Source organism: Spirulina sp. CCY15215 (assembly GCF_016888125.1).
Lineage (GTDB): Bacteria > Cyanobacteriota > Cyanobacteriia > Cyanobacteriales > Spirulinaceae > CCY15215.
The window spans coordinates 1-16092 of sequence record NZ_JACSWA010000241.1 but is presented as its reverse complement, the minus strand read 5'-3'; the positions used below and the strand labels follow the sequence as shown (position 1 = coordinate 16092).

Annotated in this window: 13 protein-coding genes and 1 pseudogene; 7 read left to right on the top strand and 7 right to left on the bottom strand. The window is 45.7% G+C overall.

Features of this window, described 5'->3' with window-relative positions:
- Nucleotides 1–298, top strand: a pseudogene (locus JUI58_RS01860) (hypothetical protein); the annotation flags it as partial.
- Between the two features lie 79 nt (nucleotides 299–377).
- Here the strand turns inward: JUI58_RS01860 and JUI58_RS01855 are convergent.
- The 3 genes from JUI58_RS01855 to JUI58_RS01845 all read right to left on the bottom strand — a co-directional run bounded on the left by JUI58_RS01855 (nucleotide 378) and on the right by JUI58_RS01845 (nucleotide 5803).
- The gene (locus tag JUI58_RS01855) at nucleotides 378–1628 is read right to left on the bottom strand and encodes a tetratricopeptide repeat protein (protein WP_204102039.1); all 1251 of its coding nucleotides are present in this window, start codon (nucleotides 1626–1628) and stop codon (nucleotides 378–380) included.
- Complete coding sequence (locus JUI58_RS01850) at nucleotides 1625–3334, bottom strand: hypothetical protein (protein ID WP_204102038.1); 1710 nt, start codon at nucleotides 3332–3334, stop codon at nucleotides 1625–1627. The genes JUI58_RS01855 and JUI58_RS01850 overlap by 4 nt, the downstream gene beginning before the upstream one ends.
- A gap of 144 nt (nucleotides 3335–3478) precedes the next feature.
- Nucleotides 3479–5803: a hypothetical protein gene (locus JUI58_RS01845; RefSeq protein WP_204102037.1), complete on the bottom strand. Its 2325-nt coding sequence runs from the start codon at nucleotides 5801–5803 to the stop codon at nucleotides 3479–3481.
- Nucleotides 5804–6095: 292 nt separating this feature from the next.
- On the opposite strand from JUI58_RS01845, the gene JUI58_RS01840 reads away from it, so the two are divergent.
- The gene (locus JUI58_RS01840) at nucleotides 6096–6800 is read left to right on the top strand and encodes a Crp/Fnr family transcriptional regulator (protein ID WP_204102036.1); all 705 of its coding nucleotides are present in this window, start codon (nucleotides 6096–6098) and stop codon (nucleotides 6798–6800) included.
- A gap of 22 nt (nucleotides 6801–6822) precedes the next feature.
- Nucleotides 6823–7530 carry a DUF2232 domain-containing protein gene (locus tag JUI58_RS01835; RefSeq protein ID WP_204102035.1) on the top strand — a complete coding sequence of 236 codons (708 nt, stop codon included), beginning with the start codon at nucleotides 6823–6825 and terminating at the stop codon, nucleotides 7528–7530.
- A 331-nt stretch (nucleotides 7531–7861) separates the two neighbouring features.
- Here JUI58_RS01835 and JUI58_RS01830 read toward each other — a convergent pair whose 3' ends face one another.
- Complete coding sequence (locus JUI58_RS01830; RefSeq protein WP_204102034.1) at nucleotides 7862–8167, bottom strand: hypothetical protein; 306 nt, start codon at nucleotides 8165–8167, stop codon at nucleotides 7862–7864.
- 317 nt (nucleotides 8168–8484) lie between these two features.
- On the opposite strand from JUI58_RS01830, the gene JUI58_RS26520 reads away from it, so the two are divergent.
- Nucleotides 8485–9093: a cell division protein SepF gene (locus tag JUI58_RS26520; RefSeq protein ID WP_348539818.1), complete on the top strand. Its 609-nt coding sequence runs from the start codon at nucleotides 8485–8487 to the stop codon at nucleotides 9091–9093.
- A gap of 158 nt (nucleotides 9094–9251) precedes the next feature.
- Nucleotides 9252–10052: a pyrroline-5-carboxylate reductase gene (gene proC, locus JUI58_RS01820; RefSeq protein ID WP_348539817.1), complete on the top strand. Its 801-nt coding sequence runs from the start codon at nucleotides 9252–9254 to the stop codon at nucleotides 10050–10052.
- A gap of 103 nt (nucleotides 10053–10155) precedes the next feature.
- Here the strand turns inward: proC and JUI58_RS01815 are convergent, their stop codons facing one another.
- The 3 genes from JUI58_RS01815 to JUI58_RS01805 form a co-directional block, all read right to left on the bottom strand.
- Entirely contained in the window at nucleotides 10156–10995 is an 840-nt protein-coding gene (locus tag JUI58_RS01815; protein ID WP_204102033.1) for an SWIM zinc finger family protein, read from the bottom strand.
- A gap of 46 nt (nucleotides 10996–11041) precedes the next feature.
- Nucleotides 11042–11833, bottom strand: a complete 792-nt coding sequence (locus JUI58_RS01810) for a M15 family metallopeptidase (RefSeq protein WP_239121206.1) — start codon at nucleotides 11831–11833, stop codon at nucleotides 11042–11044.
- A gap of 448 nt (nucleotides 11834–12281) precedes the next feature.
- On the bottom strand, nucleotides 12282–14891 hold the full coding sequence (locus tag JUI58_RS01805) for a TIGR03960 family B12-binding radical SAM protein (protein WP_204102032.1): 2610 nt from the start codon (nucleotides 14889–14891) through the stop codon (nucleotides 12282–12284).
- Nucleotides 14892–15339: 448 nt separating this feature from the next.
- On the opposite strand from JUI58_RS01805, the gene JUI58_RS01795 reads away from it, so the two are divergent.
- Both JUI58_RS01795 and JUI58_RS01790 read left to right on the top strand, forming a co-directional pair.
- Nucleotides 15340–15648: a hypothetical protein gene (locus tag JUI58_RS01795; protein ID WP_204102030.1), complete on the top strand. Its 309-nt coding sequence runs from the start codon at nucleotides 15340–15342 to the stop codon at nucleotides 15646–15648.
- Nucleotides 15649–15687: 39 nt separating this feature from the next.
- Nucleotides 15688–15999, top strand: coding sequence for a tetratricopeptide repeat protein (locus JUI58_RS01790; RefSeq protein ID WP_204102029.1), 312 nt, complete (start codon nucleotides 15688–15690; stop codon nucleotides 15997–15999).
- The last annotated feature ends 93 nt before the right edge of the window (nucleotides 16000–16092 follow it).

The window sequence follows — 16092 nt, the reverse complement described above, 5'->3', positions numbered from 1 at the left end:
TAATTGGATTTCTACTCCCAATGAACGTGCCGATCGCGAACAACTGGAGAAGGAACGAGAACGACACGAAAAACAACAAGAACGACAACGGGCTATTATGGCTGAAAATGAGCGCGATCGCGAACGAGCAGAGAAAGAACGCGAACGTTTAGAAAAGGAACTTGAAAAACAAAGAGCCGATCGCGAACGTTTAGAAAAGGAACTTGAAAAACAGCGTGCCGATCGCGCTGAATCTGACTTGCAAAAAATGAGAGAGCGCCTGATACAATTAGGTATAGATCCTGAAACTCTACCTTGAGATCGCTTTCTTTTGTGTTAATTCGCATTCAAGATAATGGTTCGGGAATGGATGAAAAAATCAGATCGCGCATTTTCGATTAATGGGATAGGTTGCTGTTGATATAAGTCAAAGCACTTTCAATCTCTGTTACGCGCTCAGAATTGAGGGATAGGGCTGTTTGTAACGCTTCTTTCGCCAGATGCCATTGTTTGCTCCCCAAATAGGACAGCCCCAAGAGGTAATAAAGTTCGGCTCCTTGTTCCTCCATGAACGACTCGGGCAATTGATCCAGGTTATTCAGGACAGTGGAAAATTCACCGATCGCGCGATCGCTTTCTCCCGACATCAAAAACACTTGCCCGAGTTTAATGCGAACGAGAAGATTAGAGGGATCTAGACTGAGAGCCAGTTTGTAGGCTTCGAGTCCTGGGGGGGGATTACCTTGCTCTAGGTATATATCCCCCACCATACGCCAGGCGATCGCATCTTTATAGGGCGATCCAACGTTATCGAGTCCTGTATGGTAATCGATAACCCGGCGAAACTCTCTAAATCCTTCCTCTGCATTCCCTCGCCAAGTCAAGGCATAACCCCGATTGTAGTGCGCCCAAACCAAATCTGGGTCGAGTTGCAGGGCGGTATCTAGTGCCTTGATCGCCATCTCGTCATCATAGATAAAAGAGCGAAACATAATGCGTCCCAAAGCGTTGTAGGCATGGGCAAAGGTGGGATCGATCGCGATCGCTTGGCGATAGGCTTCTACGGCTTCTCCTAGTATCCCGTTTTGCTGCTCTAGAGTGCGTCCCAGTTCAAAATAGGCACTGGCTTCAATGGATTCTCTTGAGGTTGTTGGGGCTGCATGGGCATCACCGCGCATCGAACCATCGGTAATTGGCTCTCCCAAGGGAGAGTATTGGCGATCGCTAAAGAGAGACAAGTAACCGTAGAGAGGATCTTGGGATATTCCTTGGCGAAAGGCATCCAAGGCTGCATCTGGATTTTTGGCTAAAACCTGCATTTGTGCCAGCTTAAAATACAGGCTGGGAATTTTTAATGCTTTCTCGGTTGGGTCAATGTTGGCACTGTTATAGGCGGCGATCGCGTCTGTATAGTTGGCGATCGCTCCCTTCGTGTTATCCTGACAACGATCGAGGTCCCCCATCATTTCTAATCTATCAGCAGCCTCTGGGCGATCGGTTTGCAGGATGGCGACTTCTTGCCCTAATGAGGTACAATCTTTGGGCGCATCCGAGAGGTCACTGGCAATAGCTGAAGGCAAAAAACTGGTGCAGGATAATAAGACTGTGCAACAACCCGTTGCGATCGCAGTAGAAACAGGATAAATCATAGTTTTAGACTCTCGAAGATAGAGAAATTTACAGCAAGAGGGTCATTGAATTTTTGTGAGCTTGTTGCCAAAATAAAAGAAAAATACTTTTGTAAGCGCTTTCCTTGTTTGTCGTTGGGATGATAAAGCGGCGGTTGAGGGGTAAACAGGGGGGCAGAGGCGATCGCCGGATAAGGGAGAAATTCCTGGGATTTTGCCTCCATGCGGACTCGGGCTTCGGGGGAAGGAATCAACCCTTGGGGCAGTTGTCCCGTTAGAAAAGGGAGAATGCGCCAGAGACAAGCGCGGGGAATCCCTCGACGTTCGAGGGATTTCATAATTTGTTCCAAGGAGAGAGGGCGATCGGGGAAGCCTTGCAGTAATTCTGCGAGGAGAAAATAATCGCTATATTGGTGACGCAGGCGATCGAGCATTTGGGGAAATAAGGGCAAGCGAGAGAGTCCCATCGCCATTAAGTGATTATCATTATTGTTTTGCAGGAGAACTATTTCAGCTTGGGGAAATTTAGCAGATAAGCGAGATTGCAGGAAAGGTAAAATGAGAGCCAACATTTCGCCGCTACAGAATACCCGCGCGATCGCCCTGGGATTTTCCCCTTTTTGACTTAATAATTCATTAATTTGGCGATTCAAATTCTCCCAGAGAGGCTCAATAATTTTCTCTTGGAATTGCGATCGCGTCACTCCCCATTCTTGATGACCTAGATGCGTTGAGAAGGCTTCTTGCTTCTGTAAAATGAGGACGACTCGTTTTGCAGTTTCCAGTAAGGATTGTCCTTCAGGAGAGTTTTGTAATGTCACCGCAGCGCGATCGCGTTTGGGGCGATCGGGTTCTCCCGGTGGAGGAATTTCTAGATTTAAACATTGTACAAATTCTTGTTCCGGCAACCATTGGGGATAAAGTAATTGGTAAAAAACATCTTGATACAGATCGATTTCTCCATATTCTAAACCCCGTAGCGCCCAATCTTCTCGGGTGAGGTGTTCGAGTTGCGTCCCCGATACCAAAGCCGATTCTGTGGTTATCTTTCCCCCCTGTACAATTAACGTGCCATTGGGGACTCGCGATGAAGAGGAAATGAGAGGATATGGGGTCAACTGTTCTGTTTTACTGCTTCCTTCTTCTCCCAATATTCCTAAACCGATCGCGATCGCCTCCTCCAGGAAAAAAATGCGATCGGGAGTATCGAGTAATTGCGCCCCTAAAATGGCTTCTCGCAGGTTAAAACGATAGGTATCGCCCCAAGCCACAGAACAACTGAGAATAACCCCTTCTAGAGCCAGCAAAGCCGATTTGAGGTAATGTTCCGGCAAGCCAACAGCTTCGAGACGATAGGGTGTTTTTTGCGAAGGATTGAAAGTTGCGAAAAGAGCCTGTAATTCTTGGGCGATCGCCTGCAAAGAAAAAACTGCCCCTTCAGTCCCGCAAAACCGAGGTTCCCATTGACCCAATTGGCGATTGTAACAAGGAACCGCCCCCCGAAAATAGTAAGGGGGAGGAGTAAAAGCGTTTGTAGAAGAGAGAATTTGTTTTTTCCGTCCTTGTTTGCCGATCTCTAACCCCATTGGTAACACCCAAAAACGAGACTCAGATCCGTCGGAGGATAACCAGTAGAGAGGGTAAGATTCGCCCTGCTGACAATCCCGCAGTCTTGCTGCCATGCCAGAGGTGCTAAAGTCAATCCCTAAATACCAAGAATGAGTCATAAAAAGAAAGAATTGTAGATAAGACTTACGCAGCCAGGGAGCGAGACGCTCCCACTCCCGTATTCTTATTGTTATGGTAGTGCGGGCATCTTGCCCGCTAATGCGTAAATCCTTATTAAAGCCAAAGAAGTTAACAAGAATGGATTAATTTTTTTCATCTTTTTCCTTATTTTGCTTCCTTTCTGAACCGTTCGGCATTTCACTCCAAGCATCTGTAGCAGTTTCTTTCACCGAGGGATTTGTTTCCTCGATCGCCCCAGATTTATTCCGCAAATCTTGACTATTTTGGGAATAAGCAGACGCTTCCCGAGGCGCTTCTGGAGTGTCCCATAAGTCATCATTACTATTGGCCACAAACTTTGATCCCGTTTTAGGAGAACCCCTTACCGGCAGAGAATTTTGTCCCATCTTCGCACCCTTGACAACTTGTTGGGGAGGAGGTGAGGGAAAATCATCATCAACCACAATTTCTAATGATGAAGCAGGAAGAGCAAAAGACTGTTCTGCCTCTATATCCCAACTCAAATCAGCCAAAGAAGTCAAGATCGCTTCGGGAGGAATTTTCATCTTGGCTGTTTCTTCTTGTTCCATCTCGGGCGCGATCGCCCTTTCTGGTAGTATCCAGTCCTCATCTTCTTCACTGACAATCTCCTCTTCAAATGCCTCATCGAAGAACTCATCTACCTCCATTGCTGCCTCAATTTCAGGAGAATTAAAATTAATTTTCTGTTCACTCCTGACATTCAGTGCAATCTCTTGTTCCTCTTCATCGCTATTCTCCTCTTCAACATCAAGTTCTGCGGGTAAAAATTCAACCTCTGAAACAGCTTGATTTCCTTCAAAATTGGCTAAATCTTCCGTCAAAGTTTTTAACTGTCCGGAGTCGAGAAGGTGTTCTAAATCCTCTTGGGGTTGAGGTCTAACCTCATCGGTAGCCAATAAAGTTTCCCCTTGGGTAACAGAAATTGTTTCTTCCTCAATAATCTCCTCGGGTTCAGATTGTGCCGATTTTTCTTCTAAAAGTTCCGTCAGTGAAGCAATGGTTTCGCCAACGATTTCCTCTAAAGTTTGGGAATCGGTTTCTGGGAGGGATTGTTCTTTAGACAGAGGAATATCTTCAGTTTCTGGCGCGATCGCCATAGTTTCCTCAACAGGTTCGCCAAATAGTGCCGCTTCAACAGTAGAGGGAAAAATGTCCGGTGTAGGAGGTGCAGCAAGAGACTCAGTTGTTTCTTCCTCTGCGATCGCCGGATCTGGCAATCCCGCAAACAGATCTGGAACTGGGGACTCCTCCCCAGATAATGCCTCTAATTCTGACTCCTTCAGAGTGAGAACAATGGGCGCAAAAGAATCATCTTCCTCCCATGCACTCATTAACTCATCAGAATGAAACAAATGCTCATCCCATGCCTCCCATGCTTCTCCCTGACGGCGATCGTCCGCTACAAGGGGATATTCTTCCTCTGCCTCAATATCGACCTGAAATAGCGCATCAACGGACTCCTGAGATTTATCTTCCTCCGACCCATCCCAACCCTGGGGGGATCCTTCTGGCAACCTGGGAGTGCCTGGTATCTCCATCCCCGCAAAAGGAAACATAGCAGGAAACAGGGACATTTCTGAAACTGGCGCATCTTCGCGATCGCCAGTTTCAGACAAAGAGGGATTTTGGTCAATTTGTTGGTCAATACTGTTGTCCAACGGGGGAACTTGTGCCGCAGTTTCTGGGTTGAGACGCTGAAGATAAGCCGCTAAAACAGTTTCCCCCTGTTTTCCCAGGACGTGCATTTGCTCAATCCCTTGGGATAGAGATCTTTGATAGCTTTCCATATCTCGCTCTAAAGACGCAAAAACCTTGCGGAAGGTACTATCAAGATTGAGAACGAGGAAATCTGCCTGTTGCTGAAGCGATCGCAATTGTTGTAGGCGATCGAGGTGTTTTAAAGGGGTCAAAGAATTTACCTTGTCATCCCCCGTCCCTTGCAGTTGCCATAACTGAGTTTCAAACTTTTCCAGAGAGAGAGCAAATTCCTGTTGCAGTGCCTTGCTGCAACGTCCCAGGAGAATTTGCAGGAAATCCGACATTAACTGTAAATGCTTCCCCTCCAGAGTGCGAATTTCTTGTAGAAGAGACTCGCGTTGCTGTCGTAGTCCCTCCACCTCCATCTGTAGGGGTTGTAACCAATCTTGACGCTGAAAATTCAACTGCGCCATCACCGCATCGGCGATCGCCCTAGCCGTCCCTTCTTGTTCCCTCCCCAGTTGAGAAGAGTCAGAAGGTGTTATCTCAATTTGATTTCGCAAATCGAGCAAATACCAGCGAATTTTCGCCAATACCGCCTCTTGTTTAGACCCCTCAGCACCCTTGTCCTCAGCCAACGACCCAGCGGCCTCGACCGGTTCCGCATCCCGAGGCAGAACCTTGTCAATCTCGGCGATAAGAGTTTGAATATCGTTGTATGAAATCACCGCAAATCCTTAGATTAAAACGCTCACAGCACTTGAACAAGGCAACAGCCTCAGTAAAAACGATCGATAAACTCGGCGTTTCGCTTTTTATGCTACTCTTCTTATACTATTCAATTCCCGCTTATCCAGGAAACTTAAGGTCAATCGGGGATATCTCCCAGAAAACGGGGAAATTTCCAGATTTTGGTAACACTGTAAGCGTAATTAGCGCATAATAACTTGTGAACGTTCCGGATCGCCTCGCCTTCGGGCAGGATAACCGAAACATTGGCGATCGTCTAGCTCTTGCCTCATGGAAGGAACCAAACCCCGCGAACTCAACCCCGATATCCAAGAACTTATCGATGCCGCCCCTTTCTTTCAAGGGCTTCCGGATGATGCTCTCGATAGGCTTACGTCCCATGCGGTTATCCGCAGTCATCCCCCCAACCAAGTGATTCTTTTGGAAAATGATTGGGGCGGCTCAGTCTATTTTATCGTGGATGGTTGGGTCAAAATCCGAACCTACAACCTCGATGGCAAAGAAGTGACTCTAAATATTATTGGTAAAGGGGAAGTATTTGGAGAAATGGCGGCTTTAGAAGAAGTGCCGCGATCGACGGATGTGATTACATTGACGACCACAAAAATTAGCAGTGTTCCCGCTCAAGATTTTGTCAAGTTAATTACTACAGAACCCTTAGCTGGGGTACGTTTAGCGCAATTAATGGCTACCCGCTTGCGGCAGGTCAATCGCCGCTTGCGACTCAGGGAAGCCGATAGTATGTCTCGGGTTTCTGATACTTTGCTCTTTTTAGCGGAAGGACAGGGAAAACAAGGCAAGCAAGGCATTGAAATCCCCAATCTTCCCCATCGGGAGTTAAGCAGTTTAAGCGGTTTAGCGCGAGAAACTGTGACTCGGGTTCTCACTAAATTGGAGAAAAAAGGCTTAATTCAGCGCGAACACGATGTTCTCAGAATTCCCGACAAGCAAAAATTAGAAAAAACGATTACCTAGTTGTTTGTTACTTGTTGTTTGTATGGATGAAACGAATTGGGTTGATACAGTTGATGAAGAGAAAACTTTATCTCCGAAGGATGAAACAATAGAATTGCCGCAAACTCGTCATCTGGCTTCTTTGGTGATGGTAGAAACAGCCTTTTTAGCCAGTGCCGCGAGTTTAATCTGGCTGATTAATTATTATTTTCCTCTCGGTCCTGTCTTGCAACTTCTTTTTCCGATCCCGATCGCCTTAGTTTACTTGCGTCGAGGAAGTCGTGCTGCTTGGATGGGGGTTCTAACTTCAGGATTATTGCTGGCTGTATTGATGGGACCGACCCGCAGTATTATGTATACGATTCCCTATGCGGTTATGGGGGTTCAATTAGGGATGATTTGGAAGCGGGGGGGAAGTTGGTACTTTTCGATTTTGTTGGGGACGATTTTAGGAACTTTTGGTTCTTTTTTTCGCATTGTTTTAATTTCCATTTTCCTCGGGGAAAACTTTTGGCTTTATGCGATGAACCAAATTACCAGTTGGTTAAATTGGCTATTTATTCAGTTGGGAATTTTAGCACAGCCAGATATTGGTTTAATTCAGGCGATCGCGTTTGCTTTGCTTGTTTTCAATAGTCTAATGTATCTCTTTACGGTTCATATCGTCGCTTTATTGATTTTCGATCGCCTCAAAAATCCCATTCCTCGCCCTCCCCACTGGATTCAAGTTATCTTTGAGTATGATTATTAGTTAAGAAGTTGAAATAAAATAGGGTGCATCTCAAAGCAAATTGACAATATTTCCTCTCATAACTAGAAATCTAGGGAGCGAGACGCTCCCACTACAATAGTCGATAATTGTGGTAGTAACATCTTGCCCGCTTGCTGCCTAATTTTACAAAACTGAATTGAAACAATTTTTGACCTTTCATCAATAGATTTTGTGTATGAGACGGAGATTTTCAATTCCTAGCGGATCTCGATATTAACTTGCTAAACCATATTAAGCATAGAAATAAAAATATTCTTTTGTTCTTTTAAAGACAAAGGTATTTTACTTAGTGGAAGCGCAAAAGATCCTGTTACACTTTCCAAACCAAATGATAATACATAAAAATCGTCGCCGCGCATTTCCTCACCTCATCCACAGTCAAATTCAACTCCCTTAACTTGGGGCGATCGGCAATGAATCGCTGTTCGATATAGCGGTTAAAAACGGCAAACAAATTCTCTGGTAGTTCTTCCTCTCCCGTCGATCGCGCGTATTCTGCAATCAATTCCGCCGTAAACGGATTGCGTAACGCGGGAACTAGCTCCGGTTTCTCTCGAAATAAGCGCCGAATGTAGCCATCCGTATCAATTCTGCGCCCCAATAGCCAAGTTTTCATCGCTTGGCGAATTTGCGACTCGCGAAACGGTCTGAGTATTAAGCGAGTTCCTTCAAGTTATTTTTGAGTATGATTATTAGTTGCACCGTCAACGAGGTTCTCCCAAGTTTTTCTTTTTCTTTTCCTCGTCCTCTTCCCCTCAAACCCACTTAAAATCTGCCTTTTCCTCTTAATTTGTCACGAATAACCAGTAACACCTGCTTCCTGATAAAATAAAAATTCCCTCAATACAGCACAAGTGCCTCAACTTTGTTACTGTGGGGATACAAAAAAAAATTGGTATCGATCTAAATGCTAAGGGTTAGGGAGAGCGCGTCGTGAATACAATTTTCACCAAATTAAAAGACTTTGTAGGCCTCAACGAATCAGAGGAATACGAGTATTATGAGGAAGATATGGATGGCAATGACTATCAAAACCTCTACCAGCAAGAAAATGCCCCGGTAGTCGAAGAAGAACGTCAGCGCCCTCGTCGCAACCGCGAGAGAATCCCCGTAACAACAGCACCAGAAACAGGAATGGCTTCAACAACGCCGAGGAGTAACGTGATTGGAATGCCCGGAACCGCCAATGGAATTTCAGAAGTTGTGGTCATTGAACCTCGCTCTTTTGAAGAAATGCCGCAGGTTATTCAAGCCTTGAGAGAACGCAAATCCGTGGTTTTAAATTTAACGGTTATTGATCCCGATGAAGCGCAACGTGCGGTTGATTTCGTTGCTGGGGGAACTTATGCGATCGATGGTCATCAGGAACGCATCGGTGAAAGTATTTTCCTTTTTACCCCCAGTTGCGTTCAAGTTAGCACTCAGTCGGGAATCGTTCAGGAAATGGCCGCCGCAAATATGGCCGCGAATATGGGCGCTAACCGTCCTCAAGCTGCCCCAAGTCCAGCTTGGACTCTCGATCCCAATCGTTTAGCCCAATGATAGTTGATAGTTGATAGTTGATAGTTGATAGCGGGGATTATAGTTAATAATTAACTATTGAACAATTCACAATCAACTATCGGAAAGAAGGGAGGAGGAGAAAAAATTGCTCTTTCTTCCTTTAGTGTTTATCGTTTAGCTTTCATCATTCGTTCAAAGTGTCAGTAAAACTTGGTATTATTGGTGGCGGGGTTATGGCAGAGGCTATTTTATCTCGTCTTCTTTCTCAAAATATTTATGCAGCCAATACGGTTGTTGTGAGCGATCCTTTGCAACAACGACGGGATTATTTACAGAAAACCTATGGGGTTGAGGTCACGGAAAATAATGCGGTTGTTTTTGCGGCAAATGTGATTTTGTTGGCGATTAAACCGCAAGTTCTCGATCGCGTTGCTGCCGATCTCTCAGGTACTGCAAACTCGAGCAATCTACTCCTTTCAATTTTAGCAGGAGTGCCGTTAAAACGCTTGCAGGCTGCCTTTCCTGCTTGTGCTGTCATTCGTGCTATGCCCAATACTCCCGCTACGGTAGGGGCAGGTATGACGGCGATCGCGCCAAGTTCTCAAGTTTCCCCCCAACAGATCGATCGCGCTAAAACGATTTTTGCGGCGGTGGGGGAGGTGGTCGAGGTATCGGAATCTCTGATGGATGCGGTAACGGGACTTTCGGGATCAGGACCGGCTTATGTAGCTTTGCTGGTGGAGGCGCTGGCAGATGGGGGAGTTGCTGCGGGGCTACCTCGGGCGATCGCCTCTCAATTGGCGCTACAAACGGTATTAGGGACGGCGAAACTCCTGCAAGAAACGGAACTGCACCCGGCACAACTCAAGGATCGCGTTACCAGTCCAGGGGGAACGACGATCGCCGGGGTTGCGGCATTAGAAGCGGGGGGATTTCGGGCGGCTGCGATCGCTGCGGTTAAGGCAGCTTGCGATCGGTCTCGGGAGTTGGGAAATTAAAACTTTCTCGATATTTTCCGGATGAGCTTTCAAGACGCAGTAGAGAGAAGTGGTAGATGCACCCTGATTAGTCCCTAGAGTAGTTCAACTCTGGGGATTTTTTTTATCCTTCGCGATTTAACGCGGTGGCGATCGCCTGCTGTGGGACCTCTCGGTAGGCAATCTCTAAATACTGTTGTATCATTGCGGCTTCTGTTGCGGGTAGCGGTAAACTGCCCAATAATTCCAAAATGCTTTTACTTTCTGGAGAAGGTGCGATCGCCACCAAGGAAGATTCTAGGGGTTCATCATAGTCCCAAAATCCCGCCAAAGTTAAAGGAGTTTTGGCCGTCTGTTTTTGGGCTGCTTTTTTGCGATCTTCTTCTGGTCGCTTTTTTGCCCCCGATGGAGTATCGCGGTGATTTTTAACCCCCTTTCCGCGCAACTGACGCAAGGCTTCTAAAATTTGCTCTTTCGTGCGTCCTCGCAACTGAAATAAAACAAAAGGATCTTCGCTAAAGCGATCGGCTAAATCGTAGTAAACGGCTCCAATATGCTTGCAAGGATTAGCTTTATCGGGACAACTACAGCGCGAATGAATATCCGCTAAAGCAAAGGGAAATAAATTCAATCCATTCGCGATAAAAACTGCTTCAATATTGGCCGGCATTTCCCCAGCTAATAATTGTGCCGAATAAATCGCTTTCTCGGAAAGCGTCCCCACAAGATACCCCCAATCTTCATTACTGAAGGGACTTAAAGATAGGGAAACTTGGTAAGGTTCTGGTTCACTTCCTTTGACCTTTGCCAGCACACGAGCGCCACTAAATTCGATGTTGAGAACATTTCCTTCATTGGCATATTTTCTCGCCCTTTCTAGCCGCTTTTTAAAGCGATAGGAATCCAACAATTCTAACCAGCGCTCAACCCACCATTCTCGACTTTTAATTTTATAATCAGACATTTTTTTTAGGCAAGAGGCAAGAGGGAATAGGCAACAGGAAAATAAGCTATTTTTGAGTATTTTGCGCTCTGTAGAAGGTTTCTAGGCTGTCAATATCTCCGACAAAACGCCAATGCCAAGGCTCGTAACTAATTCCTTGGGCATTATCGCGAGGAAAAGATAACTCAAAACTATAACGTGCGGCATTTTCTTGCAACCAGCGAAACGCCGCCGTATTTTCAAAATTAACGCTTAAATTGGTTGCAGGGGTTTTTCCGTCACCAATATCGATCGCGTAACCGGTATGATGTTCGCTGTAACCCGGAGGAGCGCTCACTTCGGCGCGTTTGGCGGCATTTTGTTGGCGCTGTGCTTTCACCTCAAAAAAGAGACTATCCTGCTCGGCAACGGTACGATAACCTGAAAGGGAGGACAGAATCACGCCATCTGCTCTGGCTGCATCTGCCATCAGGATGAATTTTTGTGCTGCACTTTGACGCAAGCGGATGCGGCGATCGGCAGTAATTGCGACTAATTCATCGACGGGTGCTTCTTGATAGGGTAGATGACCCAAAACATTATCTTCTGAAGCAATTTTACTCGTCCCGTTCACATCTTGCGGTGCCGCTACTGCCGAAGATGAACTCGATCCCCCAGAAGTCGCAAGGGGTTGATTGGCTCGATTGAGAAAGAATAAAGCAATGGTGATGGCGATCGCGCCAAATCCCGTTATTCCCACCACCAGCAGCCATAACCACCACCGAGAAGTAGTTGATTCTCGAGGCAGATCCCGCAAGGCTACAGGAATTTCCGCTCCTGCCAATTTTTCTGATTTATCGGGCCAGTTCGCCTTTTTCAAAGCTCTACTCCTGCACTCAAATCTAATAGTTAACCAAAATATAGTCATATATAAACAAGACATGGATTCCATTGCAGAAACCCCCTTCATTTTGGCTTTGAGAGATTTATTCTCCTTGGGTGAACTACACACCTCTCTATCCCATGGCCCCTAAAGGCATTTGGGAATGCTTTTGTTCAATTGATGAAGATTTTTTTCGAGTCTGCCATACTCAACAAAAGGACAAAGCCTGGTTGATTAAAAGTTACAGCCTTGAAAATATCTATATCTCAATCAATCAATCCTATCTAATTTACCAACTCCGGCTTTTTTGGCTGAGTTGGATAGGTATGATGACAACAATTTACCATAAATCACTCTGTTTGACTATATTTTTAGTTAAACTTTACAATACCCTAATGTAGCGAAATTTGGCCGTTTTTTGGACATATTTCGCTGGGAAATGATTTTAAGCCGCAAGTAGCAGGCGATCGCGATGGGCGTGCAGTAGCTCAATCTCTTTTCCAGATACTTGTTCTAACATATAAATAACCTGTTCTGGTCGTAAGATTGTACCATCGTTAAGATAACTCCCGATGTAGCGAATTTGCATAACTGTAGAGGAATTTTCTAGGGTCAGGGAAAAAAGGCGATCGCGCAAATTGATCTGGCGAATTTTCCCGGATTTTGTTTTCTTTTGGAACAAAATTTCTTGGCTTTCCGCGATCGCCGCGATCCAGTTTTGCCAATCTTCTCTAGAAGCATCTGCGGAAACCTCGAGCAGATATTCGGCTTTTTCTAAGGCACGATTGGCAGAAAGTGCTTTAAGATCAATTTCTTCTACGGCATAAATTGGCAATTCTTGGGGAAATTTTTCCATTAATTTAGTGCGAAATTCCTCCAGATCGATCGCCTTGGTTAATTCAAAATCAACGATTTCTCCACTACTGGTCATCCCCAAAGATAACGCACTGGCAATGGAAATTCTCGGACCTGGATGAAAACCTCCGGTAAAGGAAATGGGTAGTGCAGCGCGACGCAAGATGCGATCGAAAAGGCGCACTAAATCCAAATGACTCAATAAACGCATTTCTCCCACTTTTCCAAAGCGAACTCGAAAGCGTTGTACTCGCTCAGAATTAGGTTTAAAATGTCCTTTAAATTCGGGAATAGCTGGTGGTTCAAAAACAACATTATGACCGAAATCATCCCCACAAATACCGCAGGAAGAACAACCTTCATAAGCACAGTCTGGCACAGTTGTTTCTTCTAATGCTCGTTGCAAATCTGCCTTCAACCAATTCTTATCAATTCCTGTGTCAATATGATCCCAAGGAAGGCGAGAATTTAGGCGATCGTCCCAGGAATATTGGGGACGTTTGCGCTTACTGTCCAGACGTGCATTTTGAGCGTCCATAACATTCCATTCTCCCTCTTCGATCTGACGGTATTTCCAGGTCAGATCCGAGTCTGCGATCGCCTGTTCCCATGCTGTGTAAGCGCGATTTAAACTCTCCATCCAAGCATCCATTCCCGCACCCAATTCCCAAGCACGACGCACCACCGCAGCAAGTCTGCGATCGCCTCTGCCGACAAAATCTTCCATTGCAGAGATGCGAATGTCGGTAAAATTGACTTTAATACCCTTGATTGCTTTTAATTCAGTCCATAATAGTTCTTTCTTGCGGATAAATTCAGCAGTGGAGACAGAATGCCACTGAAACGGCGTGTGGGGTTTGGGGGTAAAATTGGAGATGGTGACGTTAAATTTAAGGCTCTTGCGTCCTTTGATGTAGCATTCTCGTCGTAACCAACCCAGGGTTTCTGCAATACCCAATACATCTAGATCAGTTTCTCCTGGTAAGCCAATCATAAAGTAGAGCTTGACTTTATCCCAACCCTGTTCGACGGCGGTTTTTATGCCTCGCAAAAGTTCTTCATTAGTTAAGCCCTTGTTAATGATATCTCGCATTCGTTGCGTCCCTGCTTCTGGGGCAAAAGTGAGATTAATGGGGCGCGTTCCACCGAGAATATTGGCAATATTTTCATCAAAGCGATCGACACGCTGACTGGGGAGAGATAGGGAAATATTCTCATCCTTGAGGCGGTTTTTGATTTCCATGCCTACAGCAGGAAGAGAAAGATAATCGGAACAAGAAAGAGAAAGTAAAGAGAACTCATTATAACCCGTTTCTCGCATTCCTTTTTCGATCGCATTGACCACCTTTTCCGGTTCCACATCTCGGGCGGGACGAGTTAACATTCCCGGTTGACAGAAGCGACAGCCACGAGTGCAACCGCGACGAATTTCCACAGTGAGGCGATCGTGGACGGTTTCAGTATAGGGGACGAGGCCGATGGACTGTTCTGGGATCGGGGTCGCAACGCGGCGCAGAATGCGGGAGGGGACATCGGGACGGTTGGGATGTACGGAGCCATCTTCCGCCATATCGTAAAAGCGAGGGACGTAAACCCCAGGTACTTTTGTTAGTTCCAGGAGTAATTCTTGGCGAGAAAATCCTGCTTGTTTGCTTTTGGCGATCGCCGCACCAATTTCCGGTAAGACTTCCTCTCCATCCCCCAAAGCCATAAAATCAAAGAAATCGGCGTAGGGTTCGGGGTTAGATGTTGCAGTTTGTCCTCCCGCAAAAATCAAGGGAAAATTGCGATTATCTCTCTCTTTCCATGTTAAAGGAATCCCAGCCAGATCGAGCATTTCGAGGATATTCGTCGCCCCAAGTTCGTAGCTGAGGCTAAATCCCAAAATATCAAAATCTGCGAGGGGACGGCGAGATTCTAGGGCGAATAGGGCGGTTTTTGTGTCGCGGAGTTTCTTTGCTAAATCTGGAGCGGGAAGATAAGCGCGATCGCAAAGTTGGTCGGGGGTGGCATTCAAAATATTGTAGAGGATAATATGCCCTAAATTCGACGCGCCGACCTCGTAAACTTCTGGATAGGTTAGAGTCCACCGCACGATCGCGCTATCCCAAGGCTTATGAACAGACCCCAGTTCGTTGCCAAGATAGCGGGCAGGTTTTTCGATTTCTGGGGTCAGAAGTGATTCAATTGTAACAGCCAAGGTTCAACCCTCCTTTTCAATTCGTCCGTGCTTTCTACTATACCGACTTCCTTTTGTTTTGGGGGTTAAAATCATTGATGTAATAGCAATACAGAATCCTAAAGGGTGCATCTCAAAGGGTGCATCTCAGTTTTGTAAAAATAGCGAGCAAGATGCTCGCACTACCCCCGGCGATCGCGAAGCGTTCCCGGAGGGAGTATCGCAAAACGTAGAAATCTTTTGGCTTCCAAAGAGTTCACCTCAACTAAATTTAATTGAAATTTTATGGCGGTTTATCAAATATAAATAGCTTGAACCCAAGGATTACAAAAGTTTAGAGACTTTAGTTGCTACTGTTGAAGATATACTACGTCGATACGGTACTGAATATGCAATTAATTTTGCGTAATTACTTATAAGTGTTAATATATCAGTCATCAGCAATTCACATCAAGGAGAAATTCAAATAATGTCTCGTAAAGTAATAGGGATTCACTTAGTTTGTCGAGGTGGAGAAAATGTCAAAGATATCGGAGATGGTCGCTTCAAGAGTGGCTATTGGAAAATTAGCGAGGAAGTTGCCGGAAACGCCGAATATTTAGCTCTCCATGAAAACAAAAATTCACCTTCTTACATCCAAGGAACAATTGAGGGTTACGAACGTATTGATGACGGGTCAAATCGCATTTTTTTCTATGTGCGAGCAATTTCAGAACCTAAAGTATGGGTAGGTACTGCAACAGGAGAAAAAGGATATCTTTGGTCAGATGATGTTTAAAGTTGAGGGTGCATTTCAGTTTTTCCAAATAGCCAAGAATTGAACAGGAACAATGCCTCATCGAAGCAACTCTCACTCATCAACTACTCCCTACTCCCGACTCCCTACTCCCTCTCTTCCCACGATTCCCTACTCCCCATCCGCGCCGCATTCCTCGGCAATATGGCGAATGTTTTGCGGAACCAAGAACCAGATGAAGCACTTGCACTGGCCAATCAATGCCTCGCACTCTCGCGGGAATTGCAGCATACTTCCATGCTGGCACGCACTTTAGTTCTCATCGGTGATATTCACAATAATTTAAACCAACCCGAGGAAGCAATTGCCTATCATCGAGAAGGCTTGGATTGACCCTCCCCGCTCTAAAGAGACGGGGATTCGGAAGCAGTCCAATAATGGACTCTTACAGGCGTAGTCAAAGCGCCGCTACTGACTCCTTTAAGG

Bases quoted from the DNA above. Each gene is read 5' to 3' on its own strand.
- JUI58_RS01855 (WP_204102039.1), bottom strand. From the start codon at position 1,628: ATGATTTATCCTGTTTCTACTGCGATCGCAACGGGTTGTTGCACAGTC.
- JUI58_RS01850 (WP_204102038.1), bottom strand. From the start codon at position 3,334: ATGACTCATTCTTGGTATTTAGGGATTGACTTTAGCACCTCTGGCATG.
- JUI58_RS01840 (WP_204102036.1), top strand. From the start codon at position 6,096: ATGGAAGGAACCAAACCCCGCGAACTCAACCCCGATATCCAAGAACTT.
- JUI58_RS01835 (WP_204102035.1), top strand. From the start codon at position 6,823: ATGGATGAAACGAATTGGGTTGATACAGTTGATGAAGAGAAAACTTTA.
- JUI58_RS01830 (WP_204102034.1), bottom strand. From the start codon at position 8,167: ATGAAAACTTGGCTATTGGGGCGCAGAATTGATACGGATGGCTACATT.
- JUI58_RS01815 (WP_204102033.1), bottom strand. From the start codon at position 10,995: ATGTCTGATTATAAAATTAAAAGTCGAGAATGGTGGGTTGAGCGCTGG.
- JUI58_RS01795 (WP_204102030.1), top strand. From the start codon at position 15,340: ATGTCTCGTAAAGTAATAGGGATTCACTTAGTTTGTCGAGGTGGAGAA.